A 25,120-nucleotide genomic window follows, 5' to 3' on the forward strand; every position below is an offset into this window, starting at 1 on the left:
GTCCAGCTTATTGATTACTGACGAAAAAGATCGGCGCGGGTATAGGGTTTTTCCATCCCCGCGAGGCTGGCAGAGAAGCGCTCCAGAAACTGCTGCGTGGTGGCGACGCGCCCGTGACTCATCAGAATAAATGGTACGACCAGCGCAGCACCGACCTGCGGCCAGCTAAAGCCTTTAAGCGTGGTGCGCCGCTGCGAGATCAGAAACGCGGTGCTCAGCGTGAAGCCCAGCAGCAGACCGGTGGCGACCTCGCTCCTGGAGTGCGCATGGATCACCAGGCGGGAGAAGCCCACCATCAACGGGATCAGATAGCCGACGGCGATCGCCACGACGCGACCCGGCAGCGACCAGCGCCCCGAGATCAGCCAGAGCATCACCGGCCACAGCGTAGCGGACATCGCGCTGTGACCGCTGAAACCGGTAAAATTAAAGCGCGCGCTGCCGATGCCGAATCCCAGAAACAGAATCTTCGAAATGCTCACCGTCAGGCCGGCCAGGCCAAACGCCACAATCCAGTAGAAGACGGTAAGACGGTTGTCACTCTTCCACGGTAAAATCAGGGCAATAATCACGGCTGTCGGAATCAACAGCATGCTGTCGCCAAAATAGGTCAAAGTCTTCCAGTGCATACAACTCCTGATGCCTTCTCGGGGCGTGATGAGAGCTTCGCGCACGGGCTAGCCGGCACGCTGAAGGGGCCATTTTAGTTATAATTGGCTGTGACAACAGTTTATCGGTGAAATGAGTGGCGTCCAAAGGGGAAAGTCTGAAAAGTCGCCGACGCCATTTCTCTGGCATCAAAAGACCGAAATCCCTATACTTAGCGCGAACACACCCTCTCCATTTCGGCCCGTCCGCTGCCCGCGTAATGTGTGTCCAGTGGCAGGCTCCAGTTATCAGGTCTTAAAAAAGTATGACTGACAAGTCTCATCAGTGCGTGATTGTAGGCATTGCCGGCGCTTCCGCATCCGGTAAAAGTTTAATTGCCAGCACGCTCTATCGTGAAATCCGTGATCAGGTAGGTGACGAGCACATCGGGGTCATCCCGGAAGATGCTTATTACAAAGATCAAAGTCACCTCACCATGGAAGAGAGGGTTAAAACCAATTATGACCATCCCAGCGCGATGGATCATGATTTACTGCTGCAGCACCTGCAGGCGGTGAAAGCCGGTCAGGATATCGAACTGCCGGTCTACAGCTACGTTGAACACACCCGCACGCAGCAGACCCAGCATCTGAAAGCCAAAAAGGTAATTATCCTGGAGGGCATTCTGCTGCTCACCGACGCCCGGCTGCGTCAGGAACTCAACTTCTCTATCTTCGTGGACACGCCGCTCGATATCTGTCTGATGCGCCGTATGAAACGCGACGTCAATGAGCGCGGACGTTCGATGGATTCGGTGATGAGTCAGTATCAGAAGACGGTCCGTCCGATGTTCCTGCAGTTCATCGAGCCCTCCAAGCAGTACGCCGATATCATCGTGCCGCGCGGCGGAAAAAACCGTATCGCCATCGATATCCTCAAGGCGAAAATTAACCAGTTTTTTGAATAATCCACGTCCGGCCGGACGTGGAGCAGACCGACGACAGGCAGGCTGAAGTCGGTTCGCTACACTTATGTCATGGAGTTTCCGCAATGAGATTATGCGATCGCGATATTGAAGCCTGGCTGGATAGTGGCAAACTGGCCATCGAGCCGCGCCCGCCGGTCGAACGCATTAATGGTGCCACGGTCGATGTGCGGCTGGGGAATCAGTTTCGTACCTTCAGCGGGCATACCGCCGCCTTTATCGATCTGAGCGGCCCGAAGCAGGAAGTGAGTGCCGCCCTGGATCGGGTGATGAGCGATGAGATCGTGCTGGCCGATGGCGAAGCCTTCTTCCTGCATCCGGGCGAACTGGCGCTGGCGGTGACGCTGGAGTCGGTCACGCTGCCCGATGATTTGGTCGGCTGGCTGGATGGCCGCTCGTCGCTGGCGCGTCTGGGCCTGATGGTGCACGTCACGGCTCACCGCATCGATCCGGGCTGGCAGGGCCGTATCGTGCTGGAGTTCTATAATTCCGGTAAACTGCCGCTGGCACTGCGTCCTGGCATGTTAATCGGTGCGCTGAGTTTTGAACCGCTTTCCGGCCCGGCTGCGCGTCCCTACAACCGCCGTGAAGATGCAAAATATCGCGGTCAGCAGGGTGCTGATGCCAGCCGTATCGACAAAGATTAATCTGAGGATGTAATGAAAAGAGTGATAACCACGCTGGCCATCCTGTTAGTGGTGGTCGTATCGGGAATGAGCGCGCTGGTGCTGCTGGTCAATCCCAACGACTTTCGTGCCTATATGGTACAACAGGTTGAACAACGCAGTGGTTATCGGCTGGCGGTCAGCAGCGATCTGCGCTGGCACGTCTGGCCTCAGCTCAGCATCCTCGCGGGCCGGATGAGCCTGACCGCGCCGGGGGCCAGTCAGCCGCTGGTGTCGGCCGAAAATATGCGGCTGGATGTCAACCTCTGGCCGCTGCTCTCCCATCAGCTCAGCGTCAGTCAGGTGATGCTGAAAAACGCCGTGGTGCGCGTCACCCCCGACAGCAGCCCGCAGCCCGCGAAAAACGCGCCGCAGGGACCGCGTGATGCGGAGCCTGCATCACCCGCCAGCGGCTGGTCTTTTGACATCGCGAAACTGCGGGTCGCCGACAGCCTGCTCATCTGGCAGCAGCCGGGCGGCGATGAATACAATTTCCGTGACCTCAACATCAGCATGGATCAGGACGCCAGCAACCTGGCGACGCTGGCGCTGAGCACCAGCCTGATGCGTAACCAGCGCAACGCCACGCTGTCGCTCAAGGGGCAGCTCGACGCCTCACAGTATCCTCATCGTCTCAGCGGCCAGCTGCAGCAGCTGGATTACACCCTGTCCGGCGCGGATATTCCGGCGCAGGGCATCAAAGGTTCGCTGAGCCTGCAGGGCGAGTGGAATGGCGACCGCCAGCGCTTCGCGTTCAGCAATCTGCAGCTCACCGCCAACGACAGCACGCTGACCGGGCAGGGCAGCGGCCACCTTATGCCACCGCAGCAGCTGGCGCTGGATCTGAAAGCCAGCTCGCTCAATCTCGATAATTTACTGACCAGTGCGCCCGCCTCTGAAACGCCTGGCGCTCAGCACGCCACCGTGGCCCGTTCACCGGTGATCGCGGCGCCGCGCGAACGCACCAACGCCGACTCTCCGCTGAACGACCTGGATCTGGCGCTGAAGCTTCAGGCGGACAGCGTGGTGTGGCGCGGCCTCTCGCTGACCGGCCTGACGCTCGATGCCAGCAATCAGCAGGGTCTGATGACGCTTAACACCCTCAGCGGTAAGCTGGGCAATGGCAGCTTCTCGGTTCCCGGCCGCATCGATATCCGTCAGCCTGAGACGCAGGTGTCGCTGAAGCCGCAGCTCCGGCTGATTGCGATCCAGCCCCTGCTGAAAGCCTTTAACCTGCCGGAGAGTCTGCAGGGCAACCTGAGTCTCGACGGCGAGCTGGCGGGCGACACGCTGAGCGTCGAGGCGGCGAAGCGGCGCTGGCAGGGCAGGGCGACCCTGAGTGCCAGCAACCTGAAACTGGCGCAGCTTAATCTGCAGCAGATGGTGCAGCGTGCCGTGGCGCGGGTCAGCGATAAGGTCAGCCGCGAAGAAGCTGATGATGCGGCCGATGAGGGCATTGAGTCGATCAGCGGCCAGGTGACGCTGAACAAAGGCGTACTCAGCTTCAGCGATATCAACGGCAACGGTCGCAATCTCGGTCTGCAGGGTGCCGGCAAAGTGGACATGGCGCAGCAGCAGCTGGATGTGACGCTGGGGCTGAAACTCAGCGGCTGGCGTGGCGCGGAGACGCTGGTGAAAGCACTCGCCGATCAGCCGGTTCCGCTGCGCATCTACGGCGACTGGAACAGCCTGCAGTATTCGCTGCCTGTGGATGACGTGCTGCGCGAACGTCTGCAGAGCGAGGCCAGAACACGGCTGAACCAGTGGATCGATCGTCAGAAAGAAGAGAGCAACAAGCCGGACAGGAAGAAATAGCGGCGCCCGAAACGGACGCGCGCGCTAGACCTCGTACTCCATATCGGGCTGCAGAAGGATCTCAACCTTCTGCACCCGGTGGTTCTCGACCTGCAGGGTGCGCAGCTGATAGCCCTCCAGCTGCAGCACTTCGCCTTCCTGTGGAATATGCTGCAGCCTGTCCATCAGTAACCCGGCCAGCGTGTGATAGTCGCGCTGTTCATCCAGCGGTAACTTCACATAGAGCGCCAGATCCTCCAGCGGCATATGGCCGTTGGCAATCCAGTGGCCTTCCCCCTGAATCTGAATATCGTAACGGGCATCAATTTCACCCGCCTCATTTGGCAGATTGCCGGCGATGGTCTCCATCACATCGCTCAGGGTCACGACGCCTTCCACAGAACCAAACTCATCGACCACAAACGCAAAGTGCGTATGCGCCTGGCGAAACTGTTCCAGCGCCTGCAGCAGCGTCAGCCGCTCAGGAAAGACCAGCGGCTGGCGGATAAGGGCGCGCAGGTCGAGCGAATGGTGATGCAGTGACTGATGCAGCAGATCGATAACGTGGACCACGCCCAGCGGTTCGCTGGAGTTATCGGTGATCAGGATGCGCGTATGCTGGTTGCGGTCCAGCCGGGCCATGATTTCAGCCGGATCGTCACTGAGGTCGATATGCTCTACGTCGTGACGGGAGGTCATGATGCTGTTGACGTGGCGCTGAGCCATGCCCAGCACCCGGGCAATCATCACCCGCTCCTGGCGGTTAAACAGCATGCTGGCATCGCTGTCCGCAATCAGTGACGAGGTTTTCGCATCCAGCTCGGCCGGTTCCGCCGCGCCCCGCAGCATCCGCAGCACCGCTTCCGCCGTCCGCTGCCGGAGCGGGCGACCCGCCGACAGGACCCGGCGGCGATTAAAGTGCGCCAGCTGGTTCAGCGCCTCAATGATCACCGAGAAACCGATCGCGGCGTAGAGATACCCTTTGGGGATCACGAAGCCAAACCCTTCCGCCACCAGGCTGAAACCAATCATCAGCAGGAAGCTCAGGCAGAGGATCACAATCGTAGGATGGCTGTTCACAAAGCGGGTCAGGGGTTTGCTGGCGAGCAGCATCAGCAGGATCGCGATCGTCACCGCCAGCATCATGACCGGTAAATCGTTCACCATTCCCACGGCGGTGATGACCGCATCCAGCGAGAAGATGGCATCCAGCACCACAATTTGCGCCACCACCGGCCAGAATTTAGCGCCGCCTTTTTGTTGACCGGACGCCTCATCATGGCCCTCAAGGCGCGCATTTAACTCTGTCGTGGCTTTAAACAGCAGGAAAATCCCGCCTGACAGCAGCAGAAGATCGCGTGCACTGAAGGGGTGATCCGCCAGCGTTATCCAGGGTTCCTTGAGCGTCACCAGCCACGAAAGCGAAGCGAGAAGCAGAATCCGGCACGCCAGCGCCAGCAGCAGGCCGATAACGCGCGCGCGGTCGCGAAGCGGCCCCGGCAGCTTCTCCACCAGGATGGCAATGAAAATCAGATTGTCGATGCCTAAAACCAGTTCCAGAACGATTAGCGTTACTAATCCCGCCCATAGCGAGGGATCGGCAATTACCTCCAGCATCTCTTATTCACCTGAATGTCTTAAATTGCGTTTTCTCTGATGATAGTGGAGTGCCAGGCCAGGCACAAATGGCAGGGCAGGGGAGAGGGGGCCGGGCCGGACCACGCGATTGTGCGAAATGTGAACACAGGCGTGTGACGGTTTGATTAATTCCGCAGAGGCGGACAGAGATAATTCTGACCCGATGTGTAGCAGAAAGAGGATATTCACCTGCCGGGCTTATGCGATTTATCTTATCGCGGGTATGGCATTAATCCGAATTGTGCGGAAAGGATTGCACTGCCTGTCCGGCATCAATACTAATTGCTGGTAGTCTTTTTCCTAAAATAGTCCAGGGATGGCGGGACCTGCTTGTAAACAAGCCAGTAATAACTAGTATAGCAACAAGTTAGCAAACTCTGCCCCAGAGTCGTAATTTGCGTACCGATTCGACATTATCCGTAATGTCACGAATACGTAATTCATCATTGAACGTCTGTATGATGCGTTACCGAAACGCTGACGCATTTTGGGGAGCAATATGAATGATGACAGCGATATTGGCAGCGACAGCCAAGGGCGGTAGCGTGCCTGAATCGCGTTTTTCGTTGATAAAATGAGCAGCGCTGGCGATGATTAAAGTCAGAGTAATCTGTTGGTATTCATCACAATATTATTGGTTTTATGGTTAAGATCATTGGCGTAAACGCCGCAGGAGCTCCCCTCAGAAACGGCTCAGTCTTGAGAGGTTACATCGCTCAACGATTAAACAGGCGATAGCCGTTGCGGGTTAAAGGAAATAAAATAAAGAGTTAAATATGCGCGATACAGAATTTACGTTTAAAAGTCTTATTACCAAATTAATGCTGGCCTGTTCAGATTTAATTTGTTTCAACGCAGCGTTATTTATAGCGATGATGCTAATTAATGTTCAGTCAGATTCGCCTCTGGCAGATATTTCTGAAAAAGAACTGCATTTAAAAATTGCTACACACATTTGTCTGTCAGTAATTTGTATTGGCTGGTTCTGGGTAAGGCTTCGTCACTATACTTACCGCAAACCTTTCTGGTTCGAATTAAAAGAAGTTTTTCGTACCATTCTGATATTTTCCGTCATCGACCTGTCGATTACCGCGCTGTCCCAGTGGCAGATGTCGCGCTTCGTCTGGTTGCTGACCTGGGTACTGGCACTGATTTTAATTCCGACCTGCCGCGCGCTGGCCAAACGCCTGCTGAATAAAAATGGCCTGTGGAAAAAGCAGACCATCATTATCGGCAGCAGCAAAAACGCGCACGAAGCCTGGCAGGCGCTGCAGAGCGAAGAGGTGATGGGTTTCGACGTTATCGCCTTCTACGATGTCGACGGAACCTGTCCGCAGGAGATCATGAACGGCGTGCCGGTGCTGCGCGATGAGCAGGAGCTCTGGAGCCTGACCAGCAGCGAAACCCAGTTTATCGTGGCCGTTGAGTATGAGCAGAGCCAGTATCGCGACATGTGGCTTAAGTCGCTGGCGATGCACAACTGCCGTTCTGTTTCTGTGATCCCGACCCTGCGCGGCGTGCCGCTCTACGGCACCGACATGGCCTATATCTTCAGCCACGAAGTGATGATCCTGCGGGTTCAGAACAACCTGGCGAAACGTACTTCGCGCTTCCTGAAGCGGACGTTCGATATCGTGGGCGCACTGTCAATTATCCTGATGCTGATGCCGGCGCTGCTGGTACTGGGCTTCCTGGTGGGCCGTGATGGCGGACCGCCGATTTATGGTCACGAACGTGTTGGTATGAATGGCCGTAAATTTAAATGTCTGAAATTCCGCTCGATGGTTATTAATTCCAAAGAGGTACTGGAAGAGGTGCTGCGCACCGACCCGGTTGCCCGGGCAGAATGGGATAAAGATTTTAAACTCAAAAATGATCCACGTATTACTAAAGTGGGCCACTTCATCCGTAAAACCAGTCTCGATGAGTTACCTCAGCTCTGGAACGTGGTGCGCGGTGATATGAGTCTGGTCGGTCCTCGTCCGGTCATTGAAGATGAACTCTGTCGTTATGCAGGCGATGTTGATTATTACCTGATGGCAAAGCCAGGCATGACGGGATTGTGGCAGGTCAGCGGTCGTAATGACGTTGACTATGAAACCCGCGTCTATTTCGACTCGTGGTACGTTAAAAACTGGTCGCTGTGGAATGACATCGCCATTCTGTTCAAAACAGTGGGCGTGGTACTGAAACGCGACGGTGCTTATTAATCGTGAGTCGGGAGCGTGTTAACGCACGCTCAGAGGGGTTATGCCGTTGTCAGGCGTGTCGTTGTTTGTGGCCATCATCAGGGATATCGTCTCGCATCCTGCATCCGCTATGATGCGTAGCGTTTCGGGTAGACCCTGACAGATGGTCATGACCTATAACAAGTGGAGCAAGGATAATGAACGACAGGTTCAGAGCTTAAGTCAGCCAGGATTTACTTTTTGTTGGACGCTTACACAGCGGCGGTTTCGCCTCTATCAATAAATAACTGATAGCGAAGATCTAAATGATTACAATCAAAATGAAATTGATACCCTTGCTGGTATCCGCCACAATCCTCAGCGGGTGTACGATCGAACCCGGTCAGCATCTTTCTACATCGGGAAAAAATGTTGTTGAACAGCAGGATAGCAACTTTGACATCGATAAATATGTCAACGTCTTTCCGTTAACCCCTTCGCTGGTTGAGAAGATGCGTCCGAAGCCGCTGGTGGCCCAGACCAACCCTTCTCTGCAGAACGAAATCCAGAACTACGAATACCGTATCGGTGTGGGCGACGTCCTGACCGTAACCGTCTGGGATCACCCGGAACTGACGACCCCGGCGGGTCAGTACCGTAGCGCCAGCGACACCGGTAACTGGGTGCACTCTGATGGCACCATCTTCTATCCCTACATTGGCCGTGTGCGTGTAGCGGGCCGTACCGTCAGCGAAGTGCGTAACGAAGTCGCGCGTCGCCTGGCGCAGTACATTGAGAGCCCACAGGTCGATGTGAGCATCGCCTCCTTTAAATCGCAGAAAACCTACGTCACCGGTTCGGTCACGACCTCAGGTCAGCAGCCGATCACCAACGTGCCGTTGACGGTGCTGGATGCGATCAACGCCGCGGGCGGCCTGGCGGCCGATGCGGACTGGCGTAACGTCGTACTGACGCACAACGGTCGCGAACAGCGTATCTCGCTGCAGGCCCTGATGCAGAACGGCGACCTGAGCCAGAACCACCTCCTCTACCCGGGCGATATCCTCTACGTTCCGCGTAACGATGACCTGAAAATCTTCGTGATGGGTGAAGTGAAGCAGCAGACCACCCTGAAAATGGACCGCAGCGGTATGACGCTGGCGGAAGCGCTGGGCAATGCGGCGGGGATGGATCAGACCACCTCTGACGCGACCGGTGTCTTCGTGATTCGTCCACTGCACGGTACCGATCGCAACAAGATTGCCAACATCTATCAGTTGAACACCAAAGATGCGGCATCCATGGTGATGGGAACCGATTTCCAGCTTCAGCCTTATGACATCGTCTATGTCACCTCAACGCCGCTGACGCGCTGGAACCGTGTGATTTCGCAGCTGATACCAACCATCGCCGGTATCAACGATGCGACGCAGGCCGCATCGCGTATCCGTACCTGGGGAAGATAAGGTCCGTCCATGATTACGTCCGTGCTCGTCGTTTGCGTCGGCAACATCTGTCGCTCTCCTACCGGAGAGCGGTTGTTTAAACGCGCGTTGCCTGATTTAGATGTCCGCTCTGCCGGCCTGGGGGCGCTGGTTGGCCATCCGGCCGACAAAATGGCGTCTGAGGTCGCTGCGGCGCAGGGTCTGTCGCTGGAAGGGCATCAGGCGCAACAGTTGACGGCAGAAATGTGCCGCAACGTTGACCTGATTCTGGTGATGGAGAAGCGGCACATCGATCAGGTGAACCGCATCGACCCGGCAGCACGGGGCAAAACCATGCTGCTTGGACACTGGCTGAATCAAAAAGAAATTGCGGATCCGTACAGAAAAAGCCGTGAGGCCTTTGAAGAGATTTACGGGTTACTGGAAAACGCTACCCAGAAATGGGTCAACGTATTAAGCCGATAGTTGGGATTATCCATGAATATAAAAAATAAGGTCAGTACCGCGCCGGGAGAGGATTCGAATGGATGGGATCTGGCGCATCTTGTGGGACAGCTAATTGATCATCGCTGGATCATTGTTGCCGTTACCGCATTTTTCATGCTGGCGGGAACACTCTACACACTGTTTGCAACACCGATTTATAGCGCCGATGCGCTGGTTCAGGTTGAGCAGAAAAATGCCAGTACCGTTCTGAACGAAATTGACAGCATTCTGCCACCGACGCCTGCGTCAGATACGGAGATCGAGATTCTGGAATCCCGTATGGTCATCGGTAAAACCGTTGACGATCTGGGTCTGGATACCGTGGTGGAGCAGAACTACTTCCCGGTGATCGGTAAGGGTCTCTCCCGCCTGATGGGTAACAAGCCCGCCACGATTGCGATTTCGCGCCTGGAAATCCCACGCACTATCGACAAACGTAACGTTGAACTGGAAGTGACCGGCCCGGACAGCTACACCGTCTCTAAAGATGGTGATGAGCTGTTCAAAGGTAAAGTGGGCCAGCTGGAGTCGCATGGCGACGTCAGCATGCTGGTCAGCGACATCAAGGCCGACGAAGGCACCAGCTTCACTGTGACCAAGCTGAACGACCTGCAGGCTATCCGCTCCGTGCTCTCTAACCTGACCGTCGCAGACAAAGGTAAAGATACCGGCGTTCTGGGTCTGGAATATCTGGGTGAAGATCCGGATCAGATCAGCAAAGTCCTGAACCAGATCGTCAACAACTACCTGCTGCAGAACGTTGAGCGTAAATCTGAGCAGGCAGAGAAGAGTCTGCAGTTCTTACGCACTCAGCTGCCTGCCGTGCGCAGCAAGCTGGATGAAGCGGAAGATAAGCTGAACACCTTCCGTCGTCAGAACGAATCGGTTGACCTGTCACTGGAAGCGAAATCTGCACTGGACTCGTCTGTCAGCGTCCAGAGCCAGCTGAACGAGCTGACCTTCCGTGAAGCCGAAGTTTCTCAGCTGTTTACCAAAGATCACCCGACGTACCGCGCGCTGCTGGAAAAACGCAAAACGCTGGAAGGTGAGCAGGCACAGCTGAACAAGAAAATTTCCGCAATGCCACAGACTCAGCAGGAAATTCTGCGTCTGACCCGTGACGTTCAGTCCGGTCAGGAGATCTACATGCAGCTGCTGAACCGTCAGCAGGAGCTGGGCATCAGCAAGGCGAGCACCGTGGGTGATGTCCGCATCATCGACAGCGCGCAGACTGCGAATGCGCCGGTTGCACCGAAGAAACTGCTGATCATCGCAGCAAGCCTGATTGCAGGTCTGTTCGTGTCAGTGGGCCTGGTGCTGCTGAAAGCGCTGCTGCATCACGGTATCGAAAACCCGGATCAGCTGGAAGAGCTGGGCATGAACGTCTATGCCAGCGTGCCGCTCTCGGACTGGCAGCGTAAGAAAGATACTGAGGCTCTGGCGCGTCGTGCCAGCAAGTCGAAGGTCAAAACCGACCCGCATGAAACACTGCTGGCGCTGGGTAACCCGACCGACCTCTCCATCGAAGCGATTCGTAGCCTGCGTACCAGCCTGCACTTCGCGATGATGGAAGCTAAAAACAATATCCTGATGATCACCGGTGCCAGCCCGGGTATTGGTAAAACCTTTATCTGTGCCAACCTGGCGACCCTGATTGCGAAAGCCGGTCAGCGCGTCCTGTTCATCGATGGCGACATGCGTCGTGGTTACACCCACGAACTGCTGGGCGCAGAGAACAAAGCGGGTCTGTCGAACGTCCTGTCCGGCAAAACCGAGTTCAGCCCGGCGCTGATTCAGCAGGGTGTCTACGGCTTTGATTTCCTGCCACGCGGTCAGGTGCCACCGAACCCGTCTGAGCTGCTGATGCACCGTCGCATGGGCGAGCTGCTGGACTGGGCGAGCAAGAACTACGATCTGGTGTTAATCGATACGCCACCGATTCTGGCCGTCACCGACGCCTCTATCATCGGTAAACTGGCGGGCACCTCGCTGATGGTGGCGCGCTTCGAAGCCAACACCACCAAAGAAGTGGATGTCAGCTTCAAACGCTTCGCCCAGAACGGTATTGAGATTAAAGGTGTGATCCTCAACGCCGTGGTGCGTAAAGCCGCGAATGCGTATGGCTACGGTTACGACTACTACGCCTACGACTACGGTAAGACAGATAAAAGCTGATTACTGAGCAATAAACAGGGGGCGGTCTGACCGCCCCTTTTTATCGTCTCTCTGAATGACGACACGCAACAATTTACACAGGTTATTCTGTCCAACCCAGATAAGCGATGAATCTATACATCGCATGGCGAACGTCACTCAACAGAATTCATTACCAGCATGGCATCGCCTGCACACTGGTTGTCACCGTGCTGACAGGCTTGCTGAGAAGCCAGCCGGGAAGGCGAAGCGGGATGATTGCTGGCATGAGCACTTGTGGAATTAAGGAATCACACCATGGCTCCATATTGGTATGTATCAGGTTTTTTACTGCTGCTTTCACTGTTTGAACTCGCACTTAAAAAAGACGAACGCACAAATCATGTTCTGACCTGGCTGCTCTGTTTTGCCGCCGTTGTTTTGATTATTTTCGGGGGCATCCGCGGTCTTGGCACCGGCATGGATGACTTCCAGTACCGCAGTTTCTTCGAAGACTTTGTCCGTCGTATCGAGATCAATGGCTTTTTCAAGACCGTGGCGTTTTTCCGCTACGAACCCCTGATTTTTGTGACCGCCTGGCTGACCAGCCTGATTTCGCATAACGCCAGCATCTTCCTGTTTGTCTTCTGCGCTATCGCGGTTTTCATCAATACTTACTTTTTCAGGAAGATGTCACCCTATCCGGTGCTGGCACTGGTGCTCTATTCGGCGCACATCTTCATCAACAAAGACATTAACCAGATTCGCTTTGGCCTGAGCTCTGCGCTGTTCCTCGGCGTGCTCTGGTCGATCTATCTCAGGCACTACTGGTGGGCCTTTGTCTTCTTTATTCTGTCGTTCACCAGCCACAACACCGGTGTCATGGTCGTCACGCTGATCCCGTTCCTGTTTATTCGTGACTGGCGCTGGTGGCCGGTGATTATCATCGTTGCCAGTCTGCCGCTGTCTGTCGTGGGGGGCTCCAGCTTTATTGCCCTGATCGCCGGGCATCTGGGTTCGCTGGGGGAGAGGGCGTCGGGCTATAACAACGACCCCTCCTACGCCATGGGTGGCAGCATCCTGGCCGTGTCGAACCTGAAAAACATCATGCTGGTGTTTGTCTTCTTCTACTTCATGCTGACCGATGAGCTGAAGCGGGAAAACTACGCGCAGTATCGCCTTAACTACCTGCTGATTCTGAGTTTTGCTATCGGCGGCGCGATCAGGATCTTCCTCTACAACTTCCCGTCAGGTTCGCGTCTGTCTAACTACCTGCAGCAGGTGGAGCCGATCATCCTGACCTCGCTGATCTATCAGGCCAGACGATCCTGGAAGCCCGTGCTGTTTGGCATGCTGGTCTTCTTCCTGCTCTATTACCTCTACTACAACACCATTTCGACTAAGCAGGCGGTAACCGGTTATGAAGTGGCGCGTGAGTTTTGGTTGATCCATTAGTTAATCCGGCTACCGGCCCGGTGTGAAAGCGTCACGCCGGGCCGGTGGCCGGTCAGAACACCGGTTTTTCATCGACCCTTGTCGGATGAACGGTTTTATTTTTGAACTATTTTAATGAGGTGCTGGCCATGAAGGACATTCGTTTCTCCATCGTAATTCCGGCTTATAACGCGTCAGAATCGATTGTCACGACGCTGGATTGCGTTAAAGCACAGACGTATCGCAATTTCGACGTCATCATCGTGGATGACAAATCGGCGGATGCTGCGGCGCTGGCAGAGGTGGTTCGCAGCGAACGCTATCAGGATCTCGACATCAACCTGGTGCTCTCTGAGGTTAAACTCAACGGCGCAGGCGCGCGTAACAAAGGCATTGAGCTGGCCACCGGGGATTATGTCAGCTTCCTTGACGCCGACGATGAGTGGGCTGCCGATAAACTGCAGCAGGTCAGTGAAAAAATTGCCCAGCTGGAGGCGCAGGGCAAACAGAACTTCATCATTTTCAGCCAGGTCAATATCTATCAGGATGGCGCCTTCCTGAAGGTGATGCCGATGCAGCCACCGGGCAAAAATGAGACCGTCGCCGAGTATCTGTTTGGCTGCTACGGCTTTATCCAGACCAGCACCATTGTGCTGAAGCGGGAAGACGCGGCGAAGATTCAGTTCGATACCCGTTATATCCGCCATCAGGATTATGACTTCTGCATTCGTGCCGACCGCATGGGCTACGACTTTGTGATGATCGCCGCGCCGCTGGCGAACTACCATCTCATCACTAAATTTGGCTCGAAACACAAAGGCGAATCGGTGAAGTATTCGATGTTCTGGCTCGACACCATGAAGCCGCATCTTACCCCGCGTGATATCCACACCTATAAAGCCTTTAAGCTGCCGCTGCGCTACAAAATGGATGGCCAGTCGCTGATGGCGAGCCTGAGCTTTGCTCGCTACTTCTTCCTCACCAACAAAGACAACCGCGCATATTTCATGAACCGGGTCAAAGACAAGGTCAAAGCGCGTTTTGGCGGTGAGAAAGCGATCTCCTGACGCGCAGCGCGCCTCGCCTCGCTCCTGAAGCCAGGAGCCCCTCTCTCTTTCATTACATTCAGGGTTGAAGATGAATACTTCTGTTGGAACCGTTGGCATTGTCATGCCGATGTATAATGCCCGTCAGACGGTGTTACGCGCTGTGCAGTCGGTGATAAATCAGCACTATACCGACTGGCACCTCTATCTGGTGAACGATAAATCGACCGATGATTCGCTGGAGTTTGTGCGTGAACACTGTCAGGACCCGCGCATTACTATCCTCGATAACGCGGTCAATATGGGCGCCGCCGAGACCCGCAACGTCGGGCTGCGTGCCGCCACAGAAGAGATTATCGCCTTTCTGGACAGCGACGATGAGTGGCATGCGGACAAGCTGACGCAGCAGGTTGCCGCCATCGCTGCCGGCGACGATTTCGTGATCACCGAGTATCACTACAAAACCCGCAAGGCCGAGCACGACATTACCTACGGCAAACCCTATCTGCAGCAGGAAAACTTTGTGAAGAAACAGTATCGCGTCTGTTTCTCTTCGGTCTGTTTCCGCCGTCCGCCGCAGGGGCTGTTCTTCCAGCGCAAAGGCCACGAAGATTTCCTGTTTCTGTATGAATTATTCACCCGCTATAAGCAGGCGCGCGTAATTCAGACGATTCTGGTCAACTATTACGAATTAGGCGATTCCCTTTCGCGCAATAAGAATAAAGCGGCCCAGTGGCACCTTGAATTATTAAGAATTATCTATAAAAACAATCCTTTAAAAATCTATTACTATTACGCCTGGTATATGGTGAATGGTGTGCTGTTTACCCTTAAGCATCGTTAAGCCCGTCGGCAGGATTGTCTTTAAAATTTGAGGTGGATAGCGTTTCATGAAAAAAATTGTCCTGGTGATCAAAGATGCTTATTCGTATGCGGGCACCGAGAACATCTGTAACTTCATGTCAGAGTGTCTCGGCGAAACGCACGATGTCACCATCTACTCGCTGGAAGGCAGCGGAAAAACCTTCTATCCGTTTGAACATGTCAGAGAGATTGTGAGCTTCGAAGGGCAGAGCAACCCGATTAAGAGCGCGGTCACCCGGATCAACGAAGAGGGGTTTGATACCGTCTTTCTGATCAGCATGGGTCGCCTGAGCGTGATGTTCGCCTTCTGGAACCTGCTGGCGATGAAAAAGAAGCGGGGCAAAGCCTACGCCTGCGAACACATCGCCATTAACTCCTTCAGCAAACCGATCAGGTTTCTTAAGTTTCTGCTGCTGCGCTACTACGACCGCGTGATCGTGCTGACCGAAAAAGATCATCAGGTGTTCAGCCGCTGGCGCATTCCGAGCATGCCAATCCCCAACCCGGTGGTTTACAAAAACTATCCGCGTCAGACCCGTCATCGCCAGGCGCTGGCGGTAGGCCGTCTGGATAACCAGAAGGGCTTTGATCTGCTGCTGGATATCTGGCGCGACTTCGCCCGCAACCATCCGGACTGGACGCTGGTCATCGCCGGTGACGGCGAACTGCGTCAGCAGCTGCACGACCAGGCGGCCGTGCTGGGCATCACCGACAGCGTGAAGTTTGTCGGCAAGGTCAGCAACATCAATGACTACTACCGTGACAGCGACATGGCGCTGATGACCTCGCGCTATGAAGGCCTGCCGCTGGTGCTGCTGGAGGCCAAATCCTGGTCACTGCCGGTTGTGGCGTATGACTGCCCGACCGGCCCGCAGGAGATCATCAACCACGGTGAAGATGGCTTCCTGGTGCCGATGAATGACAAAGCGACCTTCCTGGCCCGAATGGAGCAGCTCGCCAGCGATGACGCGCTGTTCTATGCCATGAGCGAAAAAACCAAACAAACCGCGCTGAAATTCGACGGTAATCAGATCAGGCAAAGCTGGCTGTCACTGGTTTAACCGGAGCTGGAAAAGCTCACTTGCGACGTGCCTCAGGGACACCGCCATGGCCACTGGCCTTATTGACTACGGGAATTGATGCATGAAAAGAAGAGAAGTTTTACAGACCGCCGCCTCCGCCCTGGTGGGGGCTCTCTCCGTGAGCACCTTTTCCAGCTATGCTGCTAAAAGTAACGGTATTGCCCTGAAGCCGGTTGACGCCACGGATGTGCCTAAAGGCGACGTCCCGATCCTGACGCCGGAAAACGTCTACGCCATGCCGCCCCAGTTCTGGCAGAGCTTTGAAGGAAAACTCTGGATCGGCAAAGCCGGTGCGGATGCCAGCAAGCCAGGCAATCAGATCCCGGTTTACCTGCGGGACGCCAGCGGCAAAGTGTCGCAGATCGCCCAGCCTATCGCGCTGAATAAAGGCAATTTCGACCAGTTTATCCAGGACAACGCTGCGCTGATTGCCGACCCCGCGCACTCCATGGCGGTCGAGGACAGCACCGGCCAGACGCTGTTCAATATCACCGACGTCAGCCGTCCGGGCGCGGCCGATTTCAGCCAGCGCCTGGCACAGCCTGCGGGCTACCAGCTGATTGGCGAGATCCCCTCCGTGGCGGAGCTGCGCAAGACCCGTCCGCTGTTTGAAGGCGCCAAGGTGAAGCTGAAAAGCTGGCATGAAGGGCGGGAAGTCGGCGGCGGCGAGTTCGTTGGCAGTTTCCAGACCGCGCAGAACGATGGCGGCGTGAACTTTGCCGGTGAAGGCTTCTACTGGCGTCGCGTGGTCGACGATTTCAACCGCCTGACGCTGTTCGATTTCGGTGCGATTGCCGACGGCAAAACCGACTGCGCACCCGCGATCATGGCGATGTTCCAGTGGTCACAGCAGGCTAACCAGCAGATCTGTGTCCAGTTCCCGGCCGGTACCTTTATGGTCTCCGCCTGTCACCTGGGCGACAAGTATCTCAACTTCTTCCGCATGTCCGGTGCGATGGTTAACTTCGGCTACTTCCCGGCGACCGCCATCGTCTCCGATGGCAAGTCCGATTTCGTCTTCCAGATGAATGCCCGTCGTGTCGAGCTGTCCAACCTGATTTTTAACGGCAACAGCGATAAGCATCCGAACCAGCAGGGCTTTTTCCATAACATCTGCCCGGGCGGACAATATTTCCGTGGGGCCTGCCTGCGCTTCAACGCCGTCGGCGGCACCGCCATCAGCCTGCAGGATACCCTCGACTGTAAGATCGACCAGTGGTACGCCTCTCGCTGCAGCGGCGATGTCATCAAATCGGGCTGGTCAGGTCAGAAGCAGGGCAAATGGGACCACAGTACCGCGATCGAGCTGTCGAACTTCAATGCGCAGTACTGCCGTGGCGGCATGGTCCTGAACCTGCCGCGCTGCGGCCAGTCAATCATTCACAACGGCTGGATCGAGCACTGTGATAATCCGGGCGATCTCTCCAACGGACAGTGGATCGTCGATGCCCTGAGCCTGGAGGATTGTAAGAATCCGCTTATCGCCCACAACACCCGGCTGAATATGCGTCAGACCAGCCTGCAGTCAGGCAGCTGGATCGACAACTCCATGCAGGGCGACCGTCTGCTCAGCATCTGGGAGATGGGCTCGACCCGCGTGGAATCCTGGGGCGTCGCGCTGGATGGCAGCCTGAAATATAACTACCTCACGTCGCGCTGGCGGCTGGAGAACAACACCAATCAGGAGACCTGGTTCGATCTCGGCTCGCTCTATTCTCCGACGGTGGGGGATTCATGGGAGATCGAAATCTTCGGTCAGTCGCAGTTCAGCAACGGCAGCGGCGACAAGCCACTGATGAATCTGATCGGGGACAAGACCACCGGCGGTCGCGCGGTTATCCATGTACAGCGCAAGAAAGATCGCTCGGAAGCGAGCTGGTCAGCAGAGGGCAGCTCGCCGGTGATCGATGTCCGCTATGTGGCTGAGCATGACACCGATGTGCGGATCTTCGTCAAACTGGCGGGCTGGACACCTTCGGCCGGCGTGCTGGTGAAAACCAACGGTAAAGATCGCTTCGTCACCGGCCGCTGCGCGCGGATTAACGCCCGCATGGAAAAGGCTAATCCGCCTGCGGGCGACGCCACTAAACGCGCGCCGCAGCGCTTCAGCCTGCACAACGGCAAAGCAGGCGTGGGCGCGAACGAGCAGGGCGATCTGCTGATGGCATCCCGGCCACTCTCCGCCGATCAGGTCGATACCAGTAAACCGGAAGGCTTTGTTTCGGTCGTGATCAACGGCAGACAGGTCGCACTGCCTTATTTCGCCATTAAGTCTTAACACTTTGCAGGACGGCCGCCACAACGGAGGCGGCCGGGTCAGACAGGAGCACTACCTTTGGGTGCGTTATCCCGTAAAGCATTACTTTAATCAGAGTCCATTTTGCCCATTTCGGATCCGGGCGGTTTAGAGAATTAAAAAAATTCATTCGGAGTTGTTATGAAAATTTTATTGGTGGGTAACCATACGTGTGGGAATCGCGGGGATGGCGCGATTCTGCGTGGACTGATCGATTCGATGCGGTCCGCACGCAGTGATTTAGACATTGATGTGATCAGCCGTTATCCAACCAGCTCCGGTTATCTGCTCCAGCAGGATATTCAGCAGGATGCGCTCTACCTGCACAACAGTAAGTCAGGCAAAGGCCTGGTCGGTTCATTTAAGCGTAAGGTTGCCAACCGTCTGATGCCCGACATCATGATGGCGCATCTGGGCAAAGGCGGCGTCTTTAAGTCGTTTGCCGTGCCACCGCACCTGAAAGCCTTTACCGAAAGCCTGGAAAAATATGATGCGATCATTCAGGTGGGCGGTTCGTTCTTCGTCGATCTCTATGGCGTGACCCAGTTTGACCACGCGCTCTGTGCACTGATGGCGAAAAAACCGATCTACCTGATCGGGCACTCGGTCGGACCTTTCCAGAACCCGCGCGTCAATGCGCTGGCAAACTTTGTGTTTGACCGCGTTGACAGCCTGGTGCTGCGTGAATCCGTCAGCCTCGATCTGATGAAGCGCGATGGCGTGACCAGCTCGAAAGTGGCGCCTGGCGTTGATACGGCCTTCCTGGTGCGGGCGCGCGAGGTTGAAAATCCGAGCCATAACCTGCTGCACTGGCAGGGCATTATCGACGGACGTAAAACCATCGCCATCACCGTGCGTGAGCTGGCACCGTTTGATAAACGTCTGGGCGTGACGCAGAAAGAGTATGAGGCGGCATTTGGTCGGGTGATCAACGCGATGATCGCCGAAGGCTATCAGGTCGTGGCGTTCTCGACCTGCACCGGTATCGACAGCTACGCCAAGGATGACCGCATGGTCGCCCTGACGCTGCGCGACCACGTGACACAGCCTGAACATTATCATGTCATCATGGATGAGTTTAATGACCTTGAGCTGGGCATCCTGCTGAGCCACTGCCATCTGACCATTGGCACGCGCCTGCACTCGGCGATTATCTCCATGAACTTTGGCACCCCGGCCGTGGCGATCAACTACGAGCACAAGTCGATGGGCGTCATGAACCAGCTTGGTCTGCCACAGATGGCAACCGATGTAAAAAGCCTGATGGATGGCTCGCTGATCGACAAGGTCAAAACTGTCCTTGCCGACTACGACAACATCAAGGCGAAGGTCGACACGGCCGTTGCGAATGAAAGGGAAATTGGCAACCGGATCACTGAAGAGATTCTTAAAGTATTAGGGTAATGTGATGAAACTGACTTTTTTCACCATGCGTTTCCCGGTTGCCTCTGAGACATTCGTTTTAAATCAGGTAACCCACTTTATTGATGCCGGTTACGAGGTGGAGATCATTTCAGTCTTTCCCGGCGATTTAGTGAACCGGCATGCCGCGTTTGATGAGTATGGCCTGGCGGCCAAAACGCACTATCTGCTGCCGGAAGAGAAAATCTCGCTTGTCGATAAGCTGAATCAGCGCATCAAGCTGGTGCTGCCGAAAGTGACCCGGCCCTCGCTGCTGCGTTCACTGAACGTGCGCCGCTACGGTGCGCAGTCCAGCAAACTGCTGCTGCCGTCGATTGTGGCTAATGCGAAGCAGACCTTTACCGCGGATGTGTTCCTGGTGCATTTCGGCTATGCCGGTGCGCTGGCGAACAAACTGCGTGAGCTGGGCGTACTCCGGGGCAAACAGGCTACCGTGTTTCACGGTGCCGACATCTCCCGCCGTCACATTCTGGAAGAGCACAAGCTCGACTACGTGAATCTGTTCCGCCAGAGCGAACTGATGCTGCCGATCAGCCACCTGTGGGAGAACAAGCTCATCGGGATGGGCTGCCCGCCGGAAAAAATTCACGTAACGCGCATGGGCATCGAGCCGGAGAAGTTTAATTTCCAGCCCCGCCAGGCGTTTCAGAAACCGCTGCGCATCGTTTCGGTGGCGCGTCTGACCGAGAAAAAAGGGCTGGATGTGGCCGTTAAAGCCAGCGCCATCCTCAAGCAGCGTGGTGGTCAGTTTCACTACACGATTATCGGCAACGGCGACCAGGATGAGATGATGCGTGACTTCATCGCCCGCGAGGGAATGGAAGATTGCGTCAGCATGCCGGGCTTTAAGCCACAGGAGGAGATCCGTCGTGCGCTGAGCGAGGCGGACATCTTCCTGCTGCCCTCCAAAACCGCCGCAGATGGCGATATGGAGGGTATTCCGGTCGCGCTGATGGAGGCGATGGCGGTCGGTCTGCCGGTCGTTTCAACCTTCCACAGCGGTATCCCCGAGCTGATCGAGAACAACGTCTCCGGCTGGCTGGTGGATGAGGACGATCCCGAGGCGCTTGCGGAGACGCTGCTCAGGCTCTCTCAGGGTGAAGTGGATGTGGCGCCGGTGGTTGCGGCGGCACGCCACAAAGTTGAGACTGAATTTAATCAGCATATCGCCTACGGCGAACTGGCGCAGATTCTGGAGCGACTGGTGTGAGTGGATTTAAGTCACAGGCGATTTGGCTGTTTGGCAGCACCTGCTTCTCGGCGGTGCTGCAGGTGGCGCAGCTGAGCTTTCTCGCCCGCAAACTGGAAACCCACGAGCTGGGGCTGCTGGCCATCATCAACGCCATCCTGGCGGTGGCGGGGGTGCTGCAGGATATGGGGATGAGCAGTTATCTGGTTCATCGCCAGAACATTACCCGTCGCGAGCAGAGCACTATCTACTGGGTGAACGTCTCGCTCAGCTTGTGTACCGGCCTGATCATGCTGCTGATCGCCTTCCCGGTCTCCTGGTTCTATCATCTGCCGGAGCTGACAGGGCTGATCATGCTGACCAGCCTGAACTTCCTGGTGCTGGGGCATCTGTCGCAGTATCAGGCGCACTACATCAAAACCAAGCGGATGGTCTCGCTGGCGAAGATCGAGATGGGCACCAAGCTCTTTGCCTTCCTCTGTGTGGTGGCGATGCTGGAGTTCACCTCGCTGACGGTGGCCGCGGCGATTCTCGGTCTGTTTATCAACGCCTTTACCCGTATCCTCTGCATGATTGCGCTGGGTGAGAAGTCGTGGCGCCCGACCTGGGAGTTCGACAAGGCGACCTTCTTCGGCGCGATTCGCTACGGCAGCTACCAGCTTGGCTCGCAGACCATTAATCAGCTGCGCACCCAGGCGGATGCGCTGGTGGTGGGCAAGGTGATGGGAGCCGAGATGCTGGGCGTCTACTCGCTGGCGAAAGAGCTGGTACTGCAACCGCTGAAGCTGGTGACGCCGGTGATCAACCGTCTGGCGCTGCCGCGCTTTGCGGAAAAGCAGCACGATCCGGAGCAGCTTAAGCAGCTGTTCCTGAAGGGGACGCTGGGGATCATGCTCTTCAGCAGCGCCATGTATCTGGCGATTGGTATCCTCTCACCGGTCATCGTGCGTCTGCTTTACGGCCCAGCACATGAACAGGTCTATCACCTGATTCCGCTGATGCTGCTGTTCGGGATGCTGCGGCCAATGGGCGGGCTTACCGGGGCGATTTCGCAGGCCAACGGGCGTACCAACGTAGAGTTCTACTGGAACATCGTGGCGAGTATCGTGGTGCTGGCCGTTCTGGCAACCACCTTCATCTGGCCGAACGTGCTCTATGTCGCACTCACGCTCTCCATCTCGCAGATCCTGATTTCTGCCCTGGCGCATCCGTTCTTTATCAGGCCGGTGATTGGCATTCGGTTTATCCCCTATGCCCGCCAGTGGGTCGCGGTATCGGTGGTGTTTGTCGGCGTGATGCTGCTGGTAAATCACTTCAATCTGTTTGTGATGCCAGAGTGGTTTGAAGGCTGGCTTTAATGACCAGTGCGTAATATACACGGGCGGCCTCAGGGTCGCCCGTTTTCATTTATGAGTGGCCTCAGCCGGGCAGCGCACCCCTGCAAAAAGCGCAGAGGTCATCGTCGATTACTGATTGTCTTTATTCAGTTTATGCTGCCGCTGGCAATGGGCAAAATGCCGAATTTCTAAGTTATGACAGAGAGTTACTGTCCGCTTTTCAGATAAAGATTATACTTGGACTTCCGGCCGATCCTGCATAATCGACCCACATCTTCATTTTATTAAACGGAATAAATATGACCAAGCTTAAAGCAGTAATCCCGGTTGCGGGCCTCGGTATGCATATGCTCCCTGCGACTAAAGCCATTCCGAAAGAGATGCTGCCCGTCGTCGACAAACCGATGATCCAGTACATCGTTGACGAATGTGTTGCCGCGGGTATTAAAGAAATTGTGCTGGTCACGCATGCCTCAAAAAATGCGGTCGAAAACCACTTCGACACCACCTATGAGCTGGAAGCGCTGCTGGAAGCGCGCGTGAAGCGTCAGCTGCTGAGCGAAGTGCAGTCAATCTGCCCGCCGGGCGTGACCATCATGAACGTGCGTCAGGCACAGCCCCTGGGTCTGGGCCACTCCATTCTCTGCGCCCGTCCGATGATCGGTGATAATCCGTTCGTGGTGGTGCTGCCGGATGTCCTGCTGGATGACTCGACCGCAGACCATATGCGCTATAACCTCGCAGCGATGGTGGCCCGTTTCGAAGAAACCGGCCACAGCCAGGTTCTGGCGCAGCATATGCCCGCGTCTGACCTCTCCGAATACTCCGTGATTACCACAGAAGAGCCGATCGATCACCCGGGCGATATCAGCACCATCACCGGCTTCGTTGAGAAGCCAGAGCATCCGGCTGAACTGAACTCCGATCTGGCCGCTGTAGGGCGTTACGTGCTCTCTGCCGATATCTGGGCCGAACTCGAGCGCACCGAGCCAGGTGCATGGGGCCGTATTCAGCTGACCGATGCGATTGCCAGCCTGAGCAAACATAAAACCGTTGATGTTTCACTGCTGACCGGGCACAGTTTCGACTGCGGTCGCAAGCTCGGTTACATGCAGGCGTTTGTCTCTTATGGACTGCGCAACAACGCGCAGGGTCGCGATTTCCGCGAAGCGATTCAGACCATTCTCGCCAAACAAAAGTAATGAATTTGCCGCGCATGGCGCGGCCGATTGAAAGGAGTTCACATGGCCATTTTAGTCACGGGTGGAGCAGGGTATATCGGCTCCCATACGGTACTGGCGCTGCTGCAGCGCGGTGATGATGTTGTGGTGCTGGATAACCTCTGCAACGCTTCGCGCGAAGCGATCAATCGCGTGGAGAAGCTGGCGGGTAAGAAAGCGACCTTCGTCGAAGGCGATATCCGCGACCGTGCCTGTCTGCGTGACCTGTTTGCAGCCAACAGCATTTCTGCGGTCATCCATTTTGCAGCACTCAAAGCGGTAGGTGAATCGACCCGTATGCCGCTGGAGTATTACGAGAACAACGTTGCAGGTACTGTAGTTCTGCTGGAAGAGATGCGTAATGCCGGTGTCTGGAACTTTATCTTCAGTTCATCAGCCACGGTCTACGGCGCCGATGCGCCGGTTCCGTATGTGGAAACAACCCCGATTGGCGGTACGACCAGCCCTTATGGCACCTCCAAGCTCATGATCGAATTCGTTATGCGTGACTTCGCAAAATCGGAACCGAAGTTCAGGGCGATTGCGCTGCGTTACTTCAACCCGGTCGGCGCGCATGAGTCAGGTGAAATCGGTGAAGACCCAACCGGTATCCCGAACAATCTGCTGCCCTATATTGCTCAGGTGGCAATTGGTCGCCTGGAGAAGCTCGGTGTCTTTGGTGGCGATTACGATACGCCAGACGGGACCTGTCTGCGCGACTACATTCATGTGGTCGACCTGGCAGAAGGGCATCTGAAAGCGCTGGATCATCTGAGTCAGGTTGAAGGTTACACTGCCTTTAACCTGGGCGGCGGCAAAGGCTTCTCCGTGCTGGAGATGATCAAGGCGTTTGAGAACGCATCCGGCAAAGCGATTCCTTTCGAGATCAAGCCACGTCGTGACGGCGACCTGCCGGCGTTCTGGGCCGATGCCTCGCTCGCGAACACGAAGCTCGACTGGCGGGTGACGCGCGGCATCGATGAGATGATGCGCGATACCTGGAACTGGCAGAGCAAGAACCCGGACGGGTTTAAGTAATTGAAAAAAAGGCGAACTGCGGTTCGCCTTTTTTATATTTGATTTAATTTTTCTTAATCGCGATTTATCAATATTCTGATTGCGTCGACTTGGCGCATCAGCAACCATCTTCTACGCCATGAAAGCGCTCATTAGTTGAACTAACACCCGCATTACAATCGCATTTTATTCGTAATAGCTATATCTGAGTGATAGAATTTGCGATTGTTGAATGATAAACCCACTTAAACAATTTCATCAATAAAGTGATATCAATCAACGAAATGCTGGTTATGTAACGGATTCCCGTC

General features: G+C 55.6%; 19 protein-coding genes. 17 read left to right on the top strand and 2 right to left on the bottom strand.

Features of this window, described 5'->3' with window-relative positions:
* Positions 1 to 14: 14 nt before the first annotated feature.
* Positions 15 to 629 (bottom strand): phosphatase PAP2 family protein, encoded by a 615-nt coding sequence (locus J1C59_RS06705; RefSeq protein ID WP_128084168.1) that lies wholly within the window; start codon positions 627 to 629, stop codon positions 15 to 17.
* Positions 630 to 913: 284 nt separating this feature from the next.
* On the opposite strand from J1C59_RS06705, the gene udk reads away from it, so the two are divergent.
* The 3 genes from udk (at position 914) to asmA (ending at position 4,053) form a co-directional block, all read left to right on the top strand.
* Positions 914 to 1,555 (top strand): uridine kinase, encoded by a 642-nt coding sequence (gene udk, locus J1C59_RS06710; RefSeq protein WP_004571279.1) that lies wholly within the window; start codon positions 914 to 916, stop codon positions 1,553 to 1,555.
* Between the two features lie 83 nt (positions 1,556 to 1,638).
* Positions 1,639 to 2,220, top strand: coding sequence for a dCTP deaminase (dcd, locus tag J1C59_RS06715; protein WP_009089244.1), 582 nt, complete (start codon positions 1,639 to 1,641; stop codon positions 2,218 to 2,220).
* A gap of 12 nt (positions 2,221 to 2,232) precedes the next feature.
* Positions 2,233 to 4,053 (top strand): outer membrane assembly protein AsmA, encoded by a 1,821-nt coding sequence (asmA, locus tag J1C59_RS06720; RefSeq protein ID WP_128084169.1) that lies wholly within the window; start codon positions 2,233 to 2,235, stop codon positions 4,051 to 4,053.
* Positions 4,054 to 4,077: 24 nt separating this feature from the next.
* On the opposite strand, the gene J1C59_RS06725 is transcribed toward asmA, so the two are convergent.
* Positions 4,078 to 5,649 (bottom strand): TerC family protein, encoded by a 1,572-nt coding sequence (locus J1C59_RS06725; RefSeq protein WP_128084170.1) that lies wholly within the window; start codon positions 5,647 to 5,649, stop codon positions 4,078 to 4,080.
* Positions 5,650 to 6,446: 797 nt separating this feature from the next.
* On the opposite strand from J1C59_RS06725, the gene wbaP reads away from it, so the two are divergent.
* The 14 genes from wbaP (at position 6,447) to galE (ending at position 24,830) form a co-directional block, all read left to right on the top strand.
* On the top strand, positions 6,447 to 7,880 hold the full coding sequence (gene wbaP / locus J1C59_RS06730; protein WP_111139193.1) for an undecaprenyl-phosphate galactose phosphotransferase WbaP: 1,434 nt from the start codon (positions 6,447 to 6,449) through the stop codon (positions 7,878 to 7,880).
* Positions 7,881 to 8,164: 284 nt separating this feature from the next.
* Complete coding sequence (locus J1C59_RS06735; protein ID WP_128084171.1) at positions 8,165 to 9,304, top strand: polysaccharide export protein; 1,140 nt, start codon at positions 8,165 to 8,167, stop codon at positions 9,302 to 9,304.
* A 9-nt stretch (positions 9,305 to 9,313) separates the two neighbouring features.
* Positions 9,314 to 9,748, top strand: coding sequence for an arsenate reductase/protein-tyrosine-phosphatase family protein (locus J1C59_RS06740; RefSeq protein ID WP_128084172.1), 435 nt, complete (start codon positions 9,314 to 9,316; stop codon positions 9,746 to 9,748).
* Between the two features lie 12 nt (positions 9,749 to 9,760).
* Positions 9,761 to 11,944 (top strand): tyrosine-protein kinase Wzc, encoded by a 2,184-nt coding sequence (wzc, locus tag J1C59_RS06745; protein WP_128084173.1) that lies wholly within the window; start codon positions 9,761 to 9,763, stop codon positions 11,942 to 11,944.
* Positions 11,945 to 12,220: 276 nt separating this feature from the next.
* Positions 12,221 to 13,357, top strand: coding sequence for an EpsG family protein (locus J1C59_RS06750; protein WP_128084174.1), 1,137 nt, complete (start codon positions 12,221 to 12,223; stop codon positions 13,355 to 13,357).
* 128 nt (positions 13,358 to 13,485) lie between these two features.
* Complete coding sequence (locus J1C59_RS06755) at positions 13,486 to 14,403, top strand: glycosyltransferase family 2 protein (RefSeq protein ID WP_128084175.1); 918 nt, start codon at positions 13,486 to 13,488, stop codon at positions 14,401 to 14,403.
* A 70-nt stretch (positions 14,404 to 14,473) separates the two neighbouring features.
* Positions 14,474 to 15,226 (top strand): glycosyltransferase family 2 protein, encoded by a 753-nt coding sequence (locus J1C59_RS06760; RefSeq protein WP_010670978.1) that lies wholly within the window; start codon positions 14,474 to 14,476, stop codon positions 15,224 to 15,226.
* 46 nt (positions 15,227 to 15,272) lie between these two features.
* Complete coding sequence (locus tag J1C59_RS06765) at positions 15,273 to 16,307, top strand: glycosyltransferase family 4 protein (protein WP_111139197.1); 1,035 nt, start codon at positions 15,273 to 15,275, stop codon at positions 16,305 to 16,307.
* 82 nt (positions 16,308 to 16,389) lie between these two features.
* Positions 16,390 to 18,606: a phage tailspike protein gene (locus J1C59_RS06770; protein ID WP_140917214.1), complete on the top strand. Its 2,217-nt coding sequence runs from the start codon at positions 16,390 to 16,392 to the stop codon at positions 18,604 to 18,606.
* A gap of 159 nt (positions 18,607 to 18,765) precedes the next feature.
* Positions 18,766 to 20,028, top strand: coding sequence for a colanic acid biosynthesis pyruvyl transferase WcaK (wcaK, locus tag J1C59_RS06775; RefSeq protein ID WP_128084176.1), 1,263 nt, complete (start codon positions 18,766 to 18,768; stop codon positions 20,026 to 20,028).
* A 4-nt stretch (positions 20,029 to 20,032) separates the two neighbouring features.
* Positions 20,033 to 21,256 (top strand): glycosyltransferase, encoded by a 1,224-nt coding sequence (locus J1C59_RS06780; RefSeq protein ID WP_128084177.1) that lies wholly within the window; start codon positions 20,033 to 20,035, stop codon positions 21,254 to 21,256.
* Positions 21,253 to 22,593 (top strand): lipopolysaccharide biosynthesis protein, encoded by a 1,341-nt coding sequence (locus J1C59_RS06785; protein WP_128084178.1) that lies wholly within the window; start codon positions 21,253 to 21,255, stop codon positions 22,591 to 22,593. Before J1C59_RS06780 ends, J1C59_RS06785 begins: the two co-directional genes overlap by 4 nt.
* Before the next feature lie 278 nt (positions 22,594 to 22,871).
* A complete protein-coding gene (gene galF, locus J1C59_RS06790; RefSeq protein ID WP_128084179.1) occupies positions 22,872 to 23,774 on the top strand; it encodes a UTP--glucose-1-phosphate uridylyltransferase GalF in 903 nt (300 codons plus the stop codon).
* A 42-nt stretch (positions 23,775 to 23,816) separates the two neighbouring features.
* Positions 23,817 to 24,830: a UDP-glucose 4-epimerase GalE gene (gene galE / locus J1C59_RS06795; protein ID WP_128084180.1), complete on the top strand. Its 1,014-nt coding sequence runs from the start codon at positions 23,817 to 23,819 to the stop codon at positions 24,828 to 24,830.
* Positions 24,831 to 25,120: the final 290 nt, after the last annotated feature.

Origin of the sequence: Pantoea deleyi, assembly GCF_022647325.1 — a bacterium.
Taxonomy (GTDB): Bacteria; Pseudomonadota; Gammaproteobacteria; order Enterobacterales; family Enterobacteriaceae; genus Pantoea; species Pantoea deleyi.